This window comes from Campylobacter concisus (genome assembly GCF_002914005.1).
GTDB lineage: Bacteria > Campylobacterota > Campylobacteria > Campylobacterales > Campylobacteraceae > Campylobacter_A > Campylobacter_A concisus_N.
Genome location: NZ_POZU01000011.1, coordinates 49,607 through 66,704 on the forward strand (window position 1 = coordinate 49,607; position 17,098 = coordinate 66,704).

At 36.5% G+C, this 17,098-nt stretch carries 19 protein-coding genes and 1 tRNA gene; 13 read left to right on the forward strand and 7 right to left on the reverse strand.

All coding sequences use genetic code 11. The features are described 5' to 3' along the window. Positions 1-19 precede the first annotated feature (19 nt). Positions 20-96 (reverse strand) — tRNA-Arg (locus CYP54_RS01530). 110 nt (positions 97-206) lie between these two features. Here CYP54_RS01530 and CYP54_RS01535 point away from each other — a divergent pair. The 3 genes from CYP54_RS01535 to CYP54_RS01545 are packed head-to-tail and all read left to right on the forward strand — an operon-like array spanning position 207 to position 2,046. Then, positions 207-392: a hypothetical protein gene (locus CYP54_RS01535; protein WP_103603929.1), complete on the forward strand. Its 186-nt coding sequence runs from the start codon at positions 207-209 to the stop codon at positions 390-392. A gap of 50 nt (positions 393-442) precedes the next feature. Further along, entirely contained in the window at positions 443-1,273 is an 831-nt protein-coding gene (locus tag CYP54_RS01540) for an adenylosuccinate lyase (RefSeq protein WP_103603930.1), read from the forward strand. Between the two features lie 38 nt (positions 1,274-1,311). After that, positions 1,312-2,046: an RNA polymerase subunit sigma gene (locus CYP54_RS01545; RefSeq protein ID WP_181001487.1), complete on the forward strand. Its 735-nt coding sequence runs from the start codon at positions 1,312-1,314 to the stop codon at positions 2,044-2,046. A gap of 11 nt (positions 2,047-2,057) precedes the next feature. On the opposite strand, the gene CYP54_RS01550 is transcribed toward CYP54_RS01545, so the two are convergent. The 6 genes from CYP54_RS01550 to CYP54_RS01575 are packed head-to-tail and all read right to left on the reverse strand — an operon-like array spanning position 2,058 to position 7,630. Further along, a complete protein-coding gene (locus CYP54_RS01550) occupies positions 2,058-3,308 on the reverse strand; it encodes an RNA polymerase factor sigma-54 (RefSeq protein WP_258033592.1) in 1,251 nt (416 codons plus the stop codon). A gap of 3 nt (positions 3,309-3,311) precedes the next feature. Then, entirely contained in the window at positions 3,312-4,040 is a 729-nt protein-coding gene (gene lptB, locus CYP54_RS01555; RefSeq protein WP_103559271.1) for an LPS export ABC transporter ATP-binding protein, read from the reverse strand. After that, the gene (gene tsaE, locus CYP54_RS01560; RefSeq protein WP_103603932.1) at positions 4,033-4,431 is read right to left on the reverse strand and encodes a tRNA (adenosine(37)-N6)-threonylcarbamoyltransferase complex ATPase subunit type 1 TsaE; all 399 of its coding nucleotides are present in this window, start codon (positions 4,429-4,431) and stop codon (positions 4,033-4,035) included. Before tsaE ends, lptB begins: the two co-directional genes overlap by 8 nt. Next, positions 4,431-4,676: an RNA-binding S4 domain-containing protein gene (locus CYP54_RS01565; protein ID WP_103603933.1), complete on the reverse strand. Its 246-nt coding sequence runs from the start codon at positions 4,674-4,676 to the stop codon at positions 4,431-4,433. Before CYP54_RS01565 ends, tsaE begins: the two co-directional genes overlap by 1 nt. Positions 4,677-4,709: 33 nt before the next feature. Then, on the reverse strand, positions 4,710-5,537 hold the full coding sequence (locus CYP54_RS01570; RefSeq protein ID WP_103603934.1) for an alpha/beta hydrolase: 828 nt from the start codon (positions 5,535-5,537) through the stop codon (positions 4,710-4,712). Then, positions 5,531-7,630, reverse strand: coding sequence for a TonB-dependent receptor domain-containing protein (locus CYP54_RS01575; protein ID WP_103603935.1), 2,100 nt, complete (start codon positions 7,628-7,630; stop codon positions 5,531-5,533). Before CYP54_RS01575 ends, CYP54_RS01570 begins: the two co-directional genes overlap by 7 nt. A gap of 196 nt (positions 7,631-7,826) precedes the next feature. On the opposite strand from CYP54_RS01575, the gene CYP54_RS01580 reads away from it, so the two are divergent. From CYP54_RS01580 to CYP54_RS01625, 10 genes are all read left to right on the forward strand, one after another. Next, a complete protein-coding gene (locus CYP54_RS01580) occupies positions 7,827-9,050 on the forward strand; it encodes an argininosuccinate synthase (protein ID WP_103603936.1) in 1,224 nt (407 codons plus the stop codon). Positions 9,051-9,074: 24 nt separating this feature from the next. Next, positions 9,075-9,521: a 50S ribosomal protein L9 gene (gene rplI / locus CYP54_RS01585; RefSeq protein WP_103603937.1), complete on the forward strand. Its 447-nt coding sequence runs from the start codon at positions 9,075-9,077 to the stop codon at positions 9,519-9,521. After that, entirely contained in the window at positions 9,522-10,055 is a 534-nt protein-coding gene (hslV, locus tag CYP54_RS01590) for an ATP-dependent protease subunit HslV (RefSeq protein ID WP_021084582.1), read from the forward strand. 8 nt (positions 10,056-10,063) lie between these two features. Continuing rightward, positions 10,064-11,386 (forward strand): ATP-dependent protease ATPase subunit HslU, encoded by a 1,323-nt coding sequence (gene hslU / locus CYP54_RS01595; RefSeq protein ID WP_103603938.1) that lies wholly within the window; start codon positions 10,064-10,066, stop codon positions 11,384-11,386. Next, positions 11,383-12,252, forward strand: a complete 870-nt coding sequence (era, locus tag CYP54_RS01600; RefSeq protein ID WP_103603939.1) for a GTPase Era — start codon at positions 11,383-11,385, stop codon at positions 12,250-12,252. Before hslU ends, era begins: the two co-directional genes overlap by 4 nt. A gap of 59 nt (positions 12,253-12,311) precedes the next feature. Continuing rightward, positions 12,312-13,832: a C4-dicarboxylate ABC transporter gene (locus CYP54_RS01605; protein ID WP_103603940.1), complete on the forward strand. Its 1,521-nt coding sequence runs from the start codon at positions 12,312-12,314 to the stop codon at positions 13,830-13,832. Continuing rightward, positions 13,829-14,476: a pilus assembly protein PilO gene (locus CYP54_RS01610; RefSeq protein WP_103603941.1), complete on the forward strand. Its 648-nt coding sequence runs from the start codon at positions 13,829-13,831 to the stop codon at positions 14,474-14,476. The genes CYP54_RS01605 and CYP54_RS01610 overlap by 4 nt, the downstream gene beginning before the upstream one ends. Continuing rightward, positions 14,476-14,889 (forward strand): hypothetical protein, encoded by a 414-nt coding sequence (locus tag CYP54_RS01615; protein WP_181001489.1) that lies wholly within the window; start codon positions 14,476-14,478, stop codon positions 14,887-14,889. Before CYP54_RS01610 ends, CYP54_RS01615 begins: the two co-directional genes overlap by 1 nt. Next, positions 14,867-16,387: a pilus (MSHA type) biogenesis protein MshL gene (gene mshL, locus CYP54_RS01620; protein WP_103603942.1), complete on the forward strand. Its 1,521-nt coding sequence runs from the start codon at positions 14,867-14,869 to the stop codon at positions 16,385-16,387. Before CYP54_RS01615 ends, mshL begins: the two co-directional genes overlap by 23 nt. Then, a partial coding sequence (locus CYP54_RS01625; protein WP_103603943.1) for an ATP-binding protein occupies positions 16,380-17,098 on the forward strand: 719 nt, incomplete at its 3' end. The genes mshL and CYP54_RS01625, both read left to right, overlap by 8 nt.

Genomic DNA, 17,098 nt, shown 5'->3' on the forward strand with positions numbered 1-17,098 from the left:
TCATTAAGAATTAAAAAGATGGTGCGCCCGAGAGAATTCGAATCTCTGACCTTTTGAACCGCAATCAAATGCTCTATCCAGCTGAGCTATGAGCGCACAAGAAAGTTAAGTCGAGATATTAGCCAAACTTTCCTTAAAGAAAAATTGTATTCATTTTAATTTTATAACTGTTTTAGTAAAATCCAATAAAAATAAAAGGAGCAAAAATGAATGATTTTTTCGATAGTTTAAAAGAGATAAAAAAAGAACTTACTAAAGAGCAAGGTGAGATCAAAAAAACTCAAAAAGAAGTCGTTTCTCATACAAAGGAAGAGGCGATCTCGTATAAAGAAAATAAACTAAAAAACGAATTTGCAGAGTACATTAAAGGCCAAGATATAAGAAAAATATAAATTTGGAATGCTTATTGCTAAAACATGTAATATTTTATGTGGAGCAGGCAATGAAAGTTACGCAAACATTAGAATCTCTAAGCATTTTAACCGATAATGACACTTTGTTTCGTGAGCTTAGAGATATGATAAGCAGAAATTTTACAAAAATTTTATCTAATAAAAATAAGGTTATTTCGTTTTATGAAGAGAGTGAGATCCCGCAACGCAAGTGCTTTTTAAAATTTATAAAAAAACTTTATGAAAAGCAAAGCGATGATAAGCTTGATATTCGTTTTGCAAACTATAAAACCATAAAGCTTGGCTTTGTTCAAAAAAATACCCTAACTCCAGTCATTAGCCTAAACGTAAATTTTGTAAAAAATGAAGTCAAATTTGAACTAAAAGATGCACTTTGCAGAGATTTTGCTAGCTACATCAGTGAGAGTCTGGTAAAAAGCAATGTTACTTTTAGCAAAAATGATGATTTTTTAAACATCACCATTTCAAACGACAACGACATAAACACATTAAACAAACTGCTTTACAAAAGAAGCTATCCAAAATTTAGCGTAAATTTTATCTATGATGAAAAAGACTACAAAGCCTTTAAACAAGGCATAAAAATAAAAAGCTCATCTAAATTTGTAAGCAGATTTTCTGTGCTTGCAAATTTACTTGAGGAAAATTTTGGGATTTTAGGTTGCAAAAAAGATGATGACTTTGAAACTATCAGACAGAGCTATCTTTCACTCGTAAATATCTATCACCCAGACAGGCACGCCAACAAAAATTCTCTCATACAAGAAGAGTACGCAAAGAAATTTAAAAATATTCAATCTGCTTATGAGGGCCTAAAACCATACTTTAAAAATCAAGAAAATTTTGTGATGGTTGGCTAGAGCACGGCTTGCCAAGAGAGTTATTAAAGAGAGCAAAAATGAATGGTGAAATGTTTAATATATGCGCCATTATTGTTGCCGCAAAGCAGGCCATAAAGTCAAATTCTCCTATCCTATATAGTGGCACTAACTACGAAAATAGTATAAATTTTCACTTTCTCTCAGGCCATAGGGCAAATAGCGTAAATGAGTGGTTTGAGCACGCATTAAAACTTGGATTAAGCGATGTAAGACTTACTGCAAATTTAACTGGCTCATCAGATGAACGTTTATTGCTTAGCTTTTCAAACTCTACCGCAAAATCGATCATTTGCATTTTCAAAGAGCACATAAGTTACTTCGTACCATACTGGAAATACAACAAAGATCAAAGAGGCTGGGACATAATATATAAAGAATTTGGTCTTGAAAAAGATGTAAATTTAGAAAATTTTAGCGACAACACAGAGGCTTTTGTGGACACACTTACCAAGATAGCGGCCTTTGCAGATGAGATAGAGTGTAAGAATTTTGGTGAGTGTTTTCGCAGGGCATTAAAATCACTTGGATCTTTAAACAATGATGACCAAAAGATATTTAATGCACCACTTATGCCAAAGAAAAATTTAGCTCTTTTTACTGCGACAAGCTTGGCTGATGTCTTTGGTGGTATGGGCTCTTGGAACGACGATGCAGCGGGCATGGCACAATATAAAAAAAACGTGGCAAAGAGTACGAAGAGCTTAGCAACGAGCTTTTTGCACAGATGCACAAGGTCATACTTTTTGCTGTAAATGAGTGGTAGTTAGCCATTTATCTGATAAACTCTTTTTCGCTGGCTTGAGCTGCCGATATTTAGAATTTTGCGGTATTTTGTGATGGTTCGGCGAACGATTTGGATGTTAAATTTGGCTTGGATTAGTTCTTGAATTTTTAGATCAGAAAGTGGCTTTTTGCGATCTTCACCTTTAATGAGCTCTAGTAAAAATTCCTTTATTGCAGCGTTTGAGGTCTCCTCGTCAAAGCCAGTTGAAAAGAAATTTTTAAGTGCGACCGTGCCTCTTGAGCAGCTTAGATATTTGTTTGCGATCGCTCTTGATATGGTTGATGGGTTGCGCCCAAGCTCGCCTGCTAGGTCTTTTAGCTTCATGGGCTTTATGTCGCCACCCAAAAAGTAGTCATACTGATACTCAACTATCATGAGCCCTATCTTATAAAGCGTCGCTTTTCTCATCTCAAGGGCGTCTATGAGCTCGCTCGCCTCTTTTATGCGTGAGCTTACAAAGGCCTCTTTTTCGTCTAATCCCTCGGTATCAACCAAAATTTCTGGATAGTACTCATCATTTATCTGTACACTTATGCCACTGCTTGTACTTAGCACGAAGATATCAGGCACCGTCTCTTTTTCATCTTCGAGATACTCAATGGCCGGGGGATTTTTAAATTTCTTTATGATTTTTAGCGCATCATCGTAAAATTTAAGCTTTCTAAGTTTTTCTATATTTTCAAAATTTAAGATGATCTTTTTCGCGCACTCTATGATCTCTTCACTTGCCTCTGCCTCGCTTAGCTGAAACAAAAAGCTCTCTTTGATATCTTTTGCACCCACGCCACAAGGCTCAAGGTAGGCAAATCTCGCTCTAACCCGCTCTACTTCGCCCTCATTAAAGCCCGCAAAAATTTCATCATCATAAGAAAAATAGCCCTCATCGTCTAAGCACTCGATGATCTTATATGCGATATCTTGAGACTTTTGCGCGGGGAAAAGTGGCGGATTGATTTGACTAATTAGCTTTTCATAGAGGCTTTCTTTGTAGATGCTTAAAGCCTCGATGCTCTCGCTAACCGAGTTTTTGCTAACCTGCTCGAAAAAATTTCGCTTTTTCTCGCTTTTTTCTAAATTTTTATGTTCGATCGTGGCAAATGGATTGTCTTTTATAAAAGGCTCAAGCGTCTCTTTTAGCTCATCAAGTCCGCTTTGAAGTATGGGAAGCCAGCTTCGTAGCGTTTGGTTTAGTTTGATCTTTGGCGCTAAAGTTTGCTTTTGCCTTAGCATCATCTACTCAAGTAGCTTAAATTCTTCGCCAAGATAGTGCGTTCTAACGAGCTTGTTGTTTGCCACTTCGCTCGCACTGCCGCTTGCTAGTAGCGAGCCATCTTTGATGACGTAGGCTCTGTCGCAAATGGCTAGCGTCTCACGGACGTTGTGGTCGGTTATCAAAACGCCGATGCCTAACTTTTTAAGGTCTCTAACGATGCTTTGGATGTCGCTAACTGCGATAGGATCGACGCCTGCAAATGGCTCATCAAGCAGCAAAAATTTTGGCTTTATGATGAGACTTCTTGCGATCTCACAGCGTCTGCGCTCGCCACCACTTAGGCTAACGCCCTTTCTTAGGCGAATAGGCTCGATATTTAGCATATTTAGCATCTCATTTACTCTTTTTGCTATCTCTTCCTCACTTTGATTTAAAATTTCAGCCCCAAGGAGTAAATTTTCTTCTACGCTTAGCTCTTTAAATATACTTGATTCTTGCGGCAAATAGCCAATACCAAGGTGTGCTCTTTTGTGAAGCGGGACGTTTGTAATCTTTTCGTCATTTAAAAAAACATCTCCGCTAGTTGGCGAGATGAGTCCGCAAATCATATAAAAAGTGGTCGTCTTTCCAGCACCATTTGGCCCAAGAAGCCCAACGACTTCGCCACTATTTACCTCTAAAGATATACCTTTTATGATCTCACTTTTCTTAATCGTCTTTTTTAGATCTTTTACTTCTAGTTTATGCACTTATAACCTCGTATTTTCTGCCATTTTTGCTAGGAGAAATTTTTACTAACGTATAGCTCTCGCCGTTTTTCTTTAGAGCTTTTTCTAAATTTTCATCGCCCCACTCTACTAGATGAAGCCCCTCTTCAAATAAATTTTCAAAAAGGCCGTTTTTTGCCATCCCGTCAAATCCGATCTGATAAATGTCGTAGTGGTAGATATCTTTACCATAAATTTGCATCAAAGAAAACGTAGGCGACGTCACACTCTCTTCTATGCCATGAGCCTTGATGATCGCCTTTACAAGCGTTGTTTTGCCACTTGCTAGATCGCCACTTAGTAGCACCACGCCACTTTTTGGCAGCACCCGCACAAGCTCATCAAGCTCATTTTCTAAAAGCTCAAAAACCATCAAAGCTCTTTTACGTATTCGCTCTGAGCGCTTTTTGGTATGCTTTTTGTAGTTGGGATCGCTAGCACCTCATATCTCGCCTCGCGAGCTAGAAATTTGATGGTGATCACGTCGCCGATCTTTACATCTTTTGCCGCTTTTGCCTGCATGCCGTTAATGCTCACAACGCCACTTTTGCACATATCTTCGCTGACAGCACGCCTTTTGGTGATATTTACTACGTTTAAAAATTTATCTACTCTCATGTGGCGGATTTTAACAAAAATAGCCTTAAATTTTTAATCCTTCAGATATTTTAAAAGCTCTTTTAAATTTAGAGGTATGACGCTGCCATGGGTTTCATTTTTAAAAAGCTCAAAGTGAGAATTTACGCCACTTTGCTTTAAAATTTGGGCTAGATCGCTCGCCTTTAAAATGCCAGCTTTGTCCGTTTTGCCCTTTCTCTTTTCAAGCTCGCCAACGCTAAGAAAGACAAATTTAGCTCTTATTTTCTCTTTAAATTTGCCCTCGCTCACATTTTGCTTTACAATTTCAGACTCACCCCACCAAAGAGATGGCGAAGCGATAAAGAAATTTGTAAAAATGCCCTCATTTTTAAGCAAAGCATAGAGCGTAAAAAGGCCGCCAAAAGAGTGTCCATAAAGGCTTTTTGGGAGGTCTTGCACATTAAATTTCTGATCGATAAGTGGCACTAAAATTCTTGTCAAAAAATAGTAAAACGCATCTGCGCCACCACCCTTGCTAAACTCCTCGCCATCCGCCTTTGGCGTGAGATCTCTTGTGCGTTTTTCTACTTCGTAGCTTTTATCTGTGTCATATCCTATGCCTACTATTAGCGGAGCAGCCTTGCCATCAAATTCATTTAAAAGCATATTGAACTGGGCATTTGCATCAAGCAAGAAAAGCACATTTTTAAACTCATTTTGTCCCTTTGGCTTGGCTGTGAAAATTTTATAAATTTCATCATTTGCACTCATTTTAAAGGTTAAAATTTCAAATTTACTAGCAGCTTTTTGGCTAAGTGGCTCAGGCGTTTGTTGTGGAGCTGCTTGTAAAATTTGCATCACGCTAAGCGTAAAAAGCAAAAATTTAAACGCTCTTACCATTTTGCGGCGACCTTAAACCAAAATCTCCTGCCCTCTTGCGGATACCAGTAGTAGTTGCCGTCGTCTGCTAGCGCCTCATCGTATCTTACTTTATCAAAGATATTGTAGGCATTTAGGCTAAGTGTTAGGTGTTTATTTGCATCCCAGCTTACACCTGTATCAAATGTGAGTAAATTTTTGTCATTTTCACTCACTTTGTTGCCAGGGCCAAATTTCACGCTAGTAAGCTTACTCTCATAGTTTGTAGTGAAGAATGTTTTTACGCTCTTAATTGGCTTATAAGCAAGTGTTGCATGAAATGCGTGCTCTGGAGTTGCTGTAAGGCTTTTTGCATCAAGTCTGCCAAGATTTGTCTCACTAAATTTCATAGGGCCTCTTGGCGTATTTATCGTTGGGTTGCCAGTTTTTATCTTTGACTTATTATAGGTGTAGTTTGAGCTTAGATTTAGATTTGAAAGAACATCATAGTCTCCGCTTAACTCCACTCCCCAAACAGTTGCACCTTCTATGTTAAAGTAAGTTCCCCAGCCAGGACAATTAACGTGTGGTGCACCTGCGCAAGTGCCAAAGGCAGGAATTTTATTGACGTTACTGCCATCAGTGTCTAGGATCTTATCTTTAAACTCATTTCTAAAAAGCGTTACCGAGCCTCTAAAATCAGCCTGATTGTCATAATATGCACCAACTTCGTAAGTTATACTTTTTTCTGGCTTTAGATCTTTGTTTCCAAAATCAACTATTCTCCAAGCATTTTGAATAGTGCCTACTTCTGGGGAGATTTGATTGACATTTGGCGTTTTATAGCCAGTTGCTACGCCACCTTTTAAGCTTAGCGTATCTGTGGCGTTATAGACTAGGTAGGCTCTTGGCGAGAGGTGGTTACCAAAAAATTCGTTGAGCGTGAGCCTTGAGCCAAGCGTTAAAAGTAGCTTCTCATCTAAAATTTGCCACTCATCCTCTATAAATCCCGCATGCTCACTCATCGAGTAACTTTTTGGATTTCTAAGACCATTCCTTGAGATGTTTGAGACGATGAAGGTCGTGCCGACATTTTGCTTGCTAAAGTCATAGCCAAAAGTTAGTGCGTGAGCGCCAAAAAACGTTGTAAATTTAGAGTTAAAATTGTGATTTTTGGCTTTTGCAGGTATGAGGCTGTCAAAAAGACTCGTTCTTTGTGTCTCATCATAAATGTAGCTAAGATCGGCATTTAGATTATCAAATTCGCCAAGATAGCCCACGCCATAGCTCTTTTTCTCATAGTCATAGGCGTTTAGAAGTCTGTTTGTTCTAGTAGTGGCTGACTTTCCAACAGTTCTTGAGTAATCATGCCTCTCATTTGAACCAAGGATAAAAAATTTATTGTGCTCATCTGGTGTGATCCAAAGTTTTGCGCTTAAATTTCTCTTATCACTCTTTTGATAACCGCCTTTATAGTTGTCCTCATCTCTTAGCTTTTTGTATCCCCAAAGCTGCAGTGCTAAAAGGTCTTTATAAAGTGGCAAATTTAGATAAAAGTCCCCCTGTCTACCATCGCCAATGCCTTTGTGCGTGTTTATCGTAGTTGAGAGACCGACGTTGCCACTAAATTTTGAAAAATCTTTTTTAGTGATGATATTTATTACGCCTCCAACTGCGTCGCTACCATAAAGCGAGCTCATAGGACCGCGGATGATCTCTATACGCTCGATCGCCTCGGCTGGTGGTATGAAATTTGAGTTCATATCCCCTGCTCCACCCTTTGGGTTTGCGCTGCTTGAATTTACCCTTTTGCCATCAATTAAAACTAGCGTTTGAGAGCTTTCCATGCCGCGTATTGAGATACCACTAGCTGGACCATCCTCACCACCTATGACATTTACACCTGGAACTTTCTGGGCGATAGAGTGAAGTGAAGTAAAGCTATCTTTTGTAAGCTCATCGCCTTTTATTACGCTGATACTTGCAGGAGCTTCTTTAATCTCCTGTGAAAAACCACTAGCACTTACTGCAATGCCATCAAGTTTTGTTTCGTTATTGTCTTTATGCTCTGCTCCAAAGAGAGAATTTGCCACACAAACACTAAGGCAAATGGCAATAAAATTTGTTTTTCTCATGACTATTCCTTTTTTAAATTTTAAAACCAAAAAATTTAACAAAGTGTATATAAAAATAATATTAATTATCATAATTTTAAATAGTAATCTTTTTTATAAGAATTTCTAGTAAAATCTTAAATTATTCATTAAATTAATTTATTAAAAATTAATCAATTTAGGCTAAAATACGACTATTTCAACAAAAGGAAGAGCTATGAAAAAAAACGTAAAAAAAGTGGTTTTGGCATACTCTGGCGGACTTGACACAAGCATTATTTTAAAATGGCTTCAAGATGAATACAAATGCGAAGTAGTTACTTTTACAGCCGATATAGGCCAAGGCGAAGAGCTAGAGCCTGCACGCAAAAAAGCCCTAGCACTTGGCGTGAAGCCTGAAAATATTTTTATAGAAGATTTAAGAGAAGAATTTGTACGCGATTATGTATTTCCAATGTTTAGAGCAAATGCAGTCTACGAGGGCGAGTATCTGCTTGGCACATCGATAGCGCGCCCATTAATAGCAAAACGACAAAGCGAGATCGCAAGGCTTGTTGGTGCTGATGGCGTGAGTCACGGAGCAACAGGCAAAGGCAACGACCAAGTTCGCTTTGAACTTGGATACTACGCACTTGGCGATAACCTAACTATCATAGCTCCATGGCGCGAGTGGGATCTAAACAGCCGTGAAAAACTTTTAGCATACGCTGAGAAAAACGGCATAGATATCACCAAAAAACCAGGCAAGAGTCCATACTCAATGGACGCAAATTTACTTCACATAAGCTACGAAGGTCTAGTGCTTGAAGACCCAAGTCACGCACCAGAAGATGATATGTGGAGATGGACAGTAAGCCCAAAAGATGCTCCAGATAAAAGCGAGATCATCGAGATTGGCTATGAAAAAGGCGATCCAGTTAGTATAAATGGTAAAAAAATGAGCCCAGCTGAAATTTTAGCCGAGCTAAACCGCCTTGGCGCAAAACACGGCATTGGCAGACTTGATATCGTAGAAAATCGCTCAGTTGGTATGAAAAGTCGCGGATGCTACGAAACACCTGGTGGCACGATAATGCTAAAAGCTCACAGAGCGATAGAGAGCATCACGCTTGACCGCGGTGCGGCACACCTAAAAGATGAGATCATGCCAAAATATGCCGAGCTAATTTACAACGGCTACTGGTGGTCGCCTGAGCGAAATATGCTTCAAGCTCTCATCGACAAGAGTCAAGAGCACGTAAATGGCTCTGTAAAAGTTGAGCTTTATAAAGGCAATGTGATCATCCTTGGTAGAAACAGCAAAGATGACAATCTATTTAGTGAGGCGTACTGCACGTTTGAAGAAGACAGTGTTTATGACCAAAAAGATGCAGAGGGATTTATCAAGCTAAATGCACTTCGCTTTATAATCGCACGCAAAAATGGGCGAAAATTTGACTAATAATAAAATTTAAAAAGGACAAAAATGAAAGTATTATTAATAAAAGATGTAAAAGGACTTGGAAAAGCTGGTGAGATAAAAGAGGTAAAAGACGGCTACGGTAACAACTTCTTAATCGGCAAAGGCTTTGCAAAAGCAGCCACTCCAGATGTTCTTCGCCAATACGAAGCGGCTCAAAAGAGAAAGGCTGAAGAGCTAAAATACGAGATCGCAAATTTAGAAAAACTAAAAGAAGAGCTTGCAAAAGTGACAGTCGTCATCAAGAAAACTCTTGGTGCAAATGGCTCGCTTTTTGGTTCGGTTTCAAAAGAGGAGATCGCAGCAGAGCTTGAAAAAACTCACCATTTAGTAGTCGAGAAAAGAGCGATCGACATGGACACTCACTTAAAAGCAGTCGGCCTTTATGACGTTCATATAAAGCTTGGACACTCGATAAATGCGAGCTTGAAGGTTGATGTGCAAGGAGAGTAGATGTTTCATGCGACAACCATTTTAGCCTACAAAGGCAAAAATAAATCAGTCATCGGTGGCGACGGACAGGTAAGCTTTGGTAACACTGTCTTAAAAGGCAATGCCGTAAAAATTCGTAAAATTCATAACGGCAAAGTCCTAGCTGGCTTTGCTGGCAGCACTGCTGACGCGTTTAACCTCTTTGATATGTTTGAGAAAAATTTAGAGCATACAAAGGGTGATTTGCTAAAGGCGGTGATAGAATTTAGCAAAGAATGGCGCAAGGACAAGTATCTAAGAAAGCTTGAAGCGATGATGCTTGTGCTTGATAGGGATAAAATTTTCTTACTTAGTGGTACTGGGGATGTTGTCGAGCCAGAAGATGGCAAGATAGCAGCTATTGGAAGTGGTGGCAACTACGCGCTTTCAGCGGCCCGTGCCTTAGATAAATTTGCCGATATCGACGAAGAGGAGCTAGTCAAAGAGAGCCTTAAGATCGCTGGCGAAATTTGCATCTATACAAATACAAACATCAAAACTTATGTTTTAGAATAAGAGAGAAAATGAACTTAACACCAAGAGAAATTGTTAAATTTTTAGATGACTATGTGATCGGTCAAAAGGACGCCAAAAAGATCATAGCGATCGCACTTCGTAACAGATATCGCCGTATGAAGCTTGAAAAGAGCTTGCAAGATGACATCATGCCAAAAAACATCTTGATGATTGGCTCAACTGGTGTTGGTAAAACTGAGATCGCAAGGCGCCTTTCAAAGATGATGGGATTACCATTTATCAAGGTTGAGGCTAGTAAATATACTGAAGTTGGCTTTGTTGGCCGTGATGTTGAAAGCATGGTAAGAGACCTTGCTATGGCATCATACAACCTCGTGAAAAACGAGCAAAGCGAGAAAAATCAAGACAAAATCAACGCGTACATCGAAGAAAAGATCGTCTCAAAACTGCTTCCACCACTTCCAAAAGGTGCAAGCGAGGAGAAGCAAGCAGAGTACGCAAAGAGCTATGAGAAAATGCTAAATAGACTAAGAAACGGCGAGCTTGACGAGCTAAGCATCGAGATAGAGGTGCAGCAAAACCCGCTTGAAGCTGGCTCAAATGTGCCACCTGATATGGTGCAGATGCAAGAAAGCTTTATAAAGATAATTGGCATCGGTGGCAAAAACATTAAAAAAGAGATGAAGGTAAAAGACGCCAAAAAAGCCCTTCAAAGCGAAGCAAATGATAAAATTTTAGACCTTGAGAGTATAAAAACCGAGGCCTTAAGAAGGGCTGAAAACGAAGGTATCATCTTTATAGATGAGATCGATAAGGTTGCTGTTGGCTCAGGTAGCTCAAACAGGCAAGATCCAAGCAAAGAAGGTGTGCAAAGAGACTTGCTACCTATCGTTGAGGGCTCGAATGTAAATACTAAATTTGGAAATTTAAAGACAGATCATATTTTATTTATTGCTGCTGGCGCCTTTCACATAAGCAAGCCAAGTGATCTCATCCCTGAGCTTCAAGGCCGTTTTCCACTAAGAGTCGAGCTTGATAGCCTTGATGAGGACGCGCTTTATCAAATTTTAACTCAGCCAAAAAATTCGCTTTTAAAACAATACATCGCCCTACTCTCAACCGAAAATGTTGAGCTAGAATTTGACGATGAAGCGATAAAAGAGATAGCCAGGATCGCCCATGCCGCAAACGAAAAGATGGAAGACATCGGTGCTAGACGCCTTCACACGGTGATCGAGCGCGTGATAGAAGATATCAGCTTTGAGGCTAGCGAAAAGAGCGGCGAGAAGATAAGTGTGACAAAAGAGCTCGTAAAAGAGCGCCTAAAAGACGTGATTGAGGATCAAGATCTAGCGAGGTATATACTTTGAAATCGGGCTTTGTTAGCATCATAGGACGCACAAATGCTGGCAAAAGCTCGTTTTTAAATGCCTTGTTGAACGAAAAGATCGCCATTGTTTCGCACAAACAAAATGCAACTCGCAGAAAGATAAATGGCATAGTAATGAATGATGAAGATCAAATCATCTTCACCGACACGCCAGGACTTCATGAAAGCAACAAGGCGATAAATCAGCTACTAATCAGCCAAGCGATAAAATCGATGGGAGACTGCGATCTCATCGTATTTTTAGCGCCTATTCATGATGATACAAGTGACTATGAGAAATTTCTAACTCTAAATCCTGAAAAACCACACATCTTAGTGCTAACAAAAGTCGATGAGAGCTCAAACGCTAAAGTGCTAGAAAAGATCACCCAGTATCAAAAATTTCAAGATAAATTTGCAGCTCTGCTTACTTTTAGCACCAAGCAGCCTACCTATAAAAAGCCGCTTCTTGATGAAATTTGTAAGCTTTTGCCAGAGCATGAGTATTTTTACGATCCAGAATTTCTTACTTCAACAAATGAAAAGGAAATTTTTAGAGAATTTATACTAGAAGCGATATATGAAAATTTAAGCGATGAGATCCCATATCTTAGCGATGCGATCATAAAAAGCGTAAAAGAAAAACCTGGCATAACTGAAATTTATGCGAGCATCATCACTGAGCGCGAAATTCACAAAAGTATAATCATTGGTAAGAATGGTGAAACGATAAAACGAATAGGAATTTTTGCAAGAAAGTTAATACAAAATTTAACCGGATCAAAGGTCTTTTTGAAACTCGATGTAATCGTTAAAAAAGGCTGGAGTAAAGAAGAAAAGAGCCTTAATAAAATAATTGGATGTTGATTTTTTATTTTAAAAATATTAAAATACGGCCCAATTAGAGCATTATGAGGTAAATTTTTATGTTAAAGCTTAGAAAGATTAACGATAATCCAATCGTTACTCTAGATCCTTATGAATATGAAGGTTTTAGATTTTCTAATAGCAATGTCGATACGCTAAGTCTTTCAAAGAATATTCTAAAGCGAGACTTTTTTATATCTTATATCGAATACAAAGATATAATAACAGCTACCATAAACATCTCAAGAACAATAGATGATGAGGATATTGAAAATAATATCTCGATCAAAATTTACGAAGAGCTCTCTCTTGATCCTGCGATTGACTATAAAATAGTTTATTTTGAAAGTAATGTTGAAAAAGAAGATAGAATTTTTAATGTTTTTATTGCTACAAACGAAACGATAAATAAAATTTTTAAAAATATTTCTAAAAGAGTACCTTTTATAGATTATGTCGTTGTAGAGCCACTTTTATATAGTGCTATATATAAAAAAGGCTTACTTCCTAGCACTCAGAGTGATTGTTTTTTGACATTTAGGGCCGATGAAGCATTTATAAGCATTTATGTAAATGGAGAATACCTTACATCAAGAGGTTTAAGATACACACTAAATTATCTAAAAGATAAATTTATAGAGCAAAGCGGCGAAAGAGTAAGCCTAGAAAGCTTTTTAGATATCCTAAAGACAAGAGGACTTTTAGATAGCAATGAAGAAGGCTTTAGCTACGATTTAAATACTGTTTTTGAGGACTATATATTTTACGTAAATGACACGATAAATGTTGTCAATAGAATCTATGGCATAAATATAAAAAATATCTATATTGACTGCGACTATAAAATAGAGCGTTTTGAGAAATTCATCAATACAAAGCTTGGCACAAATGCTACGAAATTAAATACAAGCACTGTAATAAATTCTAAAAATTTAGCCATTAGCGAACGGTATAACATGATGGTTTTGTATGCAAATTTTTACAAAAAAGAGGCCTTTAATGCTGATTTTAACTTCTCAAATTTGCTTAGACCTGATCCATTCACAAAAAGAAAAAGCGGTAAATTTATACTGACATGTGCTGCTGCTTTTTGCCTAAGCATGTCCTATCCACTTTATAATTATATAGCTGGCAGTATTTTAGAGGCAGATTCGCAAAGACTAAGCGATGAGCTTGATGTGCTTAATGCACAAGCAGAACAAATAAGAAGTACTCTTGAAAGACTAAAAAAAGAGCAAAACGATATAAAAGGATTAACTGATAAAGAGGAAGAGAAGTTAAATTTTAGAAAAGGGTTGCTTCAAGAAATTGAAAATAAAAAAGATCATTACGTAATGAAAGGCTTAAATCTTTTTGAAATTACCGATATGATAAACAACAATAGCATTTTTATAACAAATATTAAAAACAACGATAAAAATTTAACAGTAACAGTTGTTAGCGATAATGAAAAAAGGATTACGCAGCTAATAAAAGATATTAGCAAGATGCCTAAATATTCAGTAAATACAAAAAAAATTAAAGAAGATAGGCAAAACAACGAGTATGAAAGTAATATAAGTATAGAGATTAGACAATGAGACAAGATGTTTTAAGTAAAATAGATAAGTATTTTGACGCAAAAAAACAAAGTGAAACAAATATAATTTTTTTAGGTTCAGCTTTAATTATTATTTATATTGTTTATATGCTTTGCTTTGATCCATCGCAAGATTTTTATGATGAAAGACTTAATTCGCATACTAAAATTAGCAATGATCTTTCAAGAACAAGAGATTATTTAAGATCAACTAGCTCACCTAGTGGGGATAAAAATTTTAAAATAAAGGAAGAGTCAAAAATACTTGAAACGCTTAAAGGCAAATATTCTAGCGTTTTAAAATTTAATGCTCATTTTGACTCAAAGCTAAAAGAACTATCGTTTTTATTATTTAACGATCAAAATTGGGCAAATTTTTTAGACAACATCGTATCTTTAGCAAAGCAAAATAATATAAAAATTTTAGAGTTAAAAAGTGATATAAAAGAGCCAAATTTCCAAAAGATTGAGCAAATTTTAAATATTGACTTGACATTTTTGGGAGGTTTTAAAGATATGCTTTCATATATAAATGGCCTTGAAGAATCAAAGCTAGTAGTTGATCTTCATAAAATGGATGTAAATTCTACCCAAAAAGAGCTTGGCGCTAAGATCTCGATATCTGTTTGGGGGATGAAATACTAATGAAAATAAAAATTTTATTGGCTTTTTTATTTTTAAATATTGCTTTTGCTAATCAGCTTCAAGAGGAAATGGACTCTTATGATAAAATTTTTGAAAAAATAAAGGAAAAAAGAAGCGGACTTAGTGATATTGAGCTTTCGAGTATAAAAAATCCTTTTAAACAAGAACCTATCAAGACGATAGCAGATCAAAATTCATCAATTATCACTCAAGCTTCAAAAGGACTTAGTTTAAAAGCAATTTTATTAAACAAAGCAAATATTGATTCCAAATGGTATGCTGTCGGCGATATTGTTGATGGTTACAAAATAGCTAACATTACTAAAAATAGTGTTTTTTTAGTAAAAGGCGATGAAAAACAAGAGCTAATTTTAAAAAATGGAAGTAAAAATGTTGAGATTAAGATTAAGTAAAATATTAATAATAGGTGCACTCATTTGCTTAAATATGAATTATGCTAGTGCCAATGAGAGTAGTTGTTTAAGCAAGAATTTTAATATGAAAATTTCAGATGATGTTGCGCTAGTAGATGTGTTAAATCAGCTTTCAGAGATGTGTAACTTTAGTATTGTTGCAAAAGATACTTATAGTAAGACAGAGCTAAAAGATAAAGTTTTTGGCGTTAATATCAGAAATATGAGTCTTAGCGAAGTTTTTGACCTACTTTTAAGTGAGAAAAATTTAAGCTACGAGTTTTCAAATAATGTATTAAAAATTTCATCTTTAAAAACCCAAATTTTTAAACTAGATTATATAACTTCTATTAGAGAAGGAACTGCTGTCACCCAAGCTTCAGTGGATGCTACTCCATCTGAAATCTCTAGTGGTTCAAGTAGTAGCGATAATTCCCAAGATGATAGTTCTCAAGGCTCAAGCAACCTTATAAAAACTACTGAAAGGTTTGATTTTTGGGAAAAACTAGATGCTGAGCTCAAAGCTATTTTAAATAATAGTAGCGAACATATCACAGCGCCTGATCCTATAATAAATCAAAATGCAGGTCTTATCACTGTTACAGCCACTCCTTCTCAACTTAAGCGTGTCGAGAAATATATAGATGAAATGCAAAAAAGACTAAAGAAACAAGTAATTATTGATGTTTCTATTATTTCAGTTGAATTAAATAATGAATATAAGCAAGGTGTTGATTGGAGTAAATTTGAACTTGGATTTAATACATACATTGGTAATTCAAGAAATAATCCGAGCTCAAGTGCTACTTGGACAAATAAAGGCAATAGCCTAAGTGATGGATTTGGCCGTACATTAAATATCGCAGCTAATTTAAATTTTAGTCTTGATGGAATGATAAATTTTCTTGAAACAAATGGAAAGACAAAGGTTATATCAAGCCCAAAAGTAACAACACTTAATAATCAGCAAGCGCTAATCTCAGTTGGTGATAACATAAACTACCGTGTTCAACAAAAGACCGACAATGGAAACAGCAATAGTGATAGGCTGACAACTACTTATAAACAATACTCTGTTTTTATAGGCATATTATTAAATTTATTACCAGAAGTCTCTGATAATAATAAAATCATGCTTCGAATCAATCCATCGCTTAGTAACTTCAAATACGCTGAAGACGACACAAGACAAAATGCGTTAAGAGAGATTGCTCCAGATACGGTACAAAAGAAGCTTTCAACTGTTGTTCAAGTTGATAGCGGTGATACTATTATTCTTGGTGGACTAATAGGCCAGACAAAGGGTAAAAATAATACTTCTGTACCTATTCTTTCTGATATCCCACTTATAGGTGGTGTCTTTAAAAGCACAAGAGACAATATAAAAACAACAGAGCTTATCTTTGTCATCACTCCTCATGTAGTTGATTTTGACAAAAAAAAGCCACTTAATCAATCATTAAAAGACTTAGGTTTTTCTAAAACGATCTATGAATAACAAGAATATTTATACAGATATAAAAGATATCTTTATCAACGAAGACGAAGTAGCCGATTTTGTTAATCTAGACAACTCGATCACTTGTTACAATAAGATCGTTTCGGCTCTAAAAAAGCCATTAAAACTTATACTTTTTTATGGCAAGCCCGGTAGTGGAAAGACCTTTTTGTTAAACAAGATAGCCTCTGATCTTCAAAAGGATAAAAAATTAATTTTTTTCCCGCATCCTTTTTTTAGCGAGCCTACATTTATAGAAGCTCTTTGTGAAGATATATACGGAAGTAAGCTTGATAATATAAATAATTTTGAAAGTTTTGTTGCACACTACTCAAAAGAATTTAAAAATAAAGATGAAATTTTACAAAACCAAATAGTCGTCATTCTAGATGAAGCACAACTTTATCCTACTGAATTGATCGAAAAAATAAGGCTAATGGCCGATACAAGATTATTTAAATTTCTATTTACGATTCATAAAACCGAAAATGAAGATGTGCTAGCAAAGGACTATTTTCAAACTAGAATTTGGGAAAGTATAGAGCTTGGAAGTGCAAACACGAATGAAATCATAGTCTATTTGCAAAGAAAAATAGGACAAAAGGGCTACGATAAATACCTAAATTTTCAGAAAAAAGACTATGACAAGGCCTATGAGCTTTGTTGCGGAAATCTACGCACACTAAATAAAATCATGTATAAATTTTATGA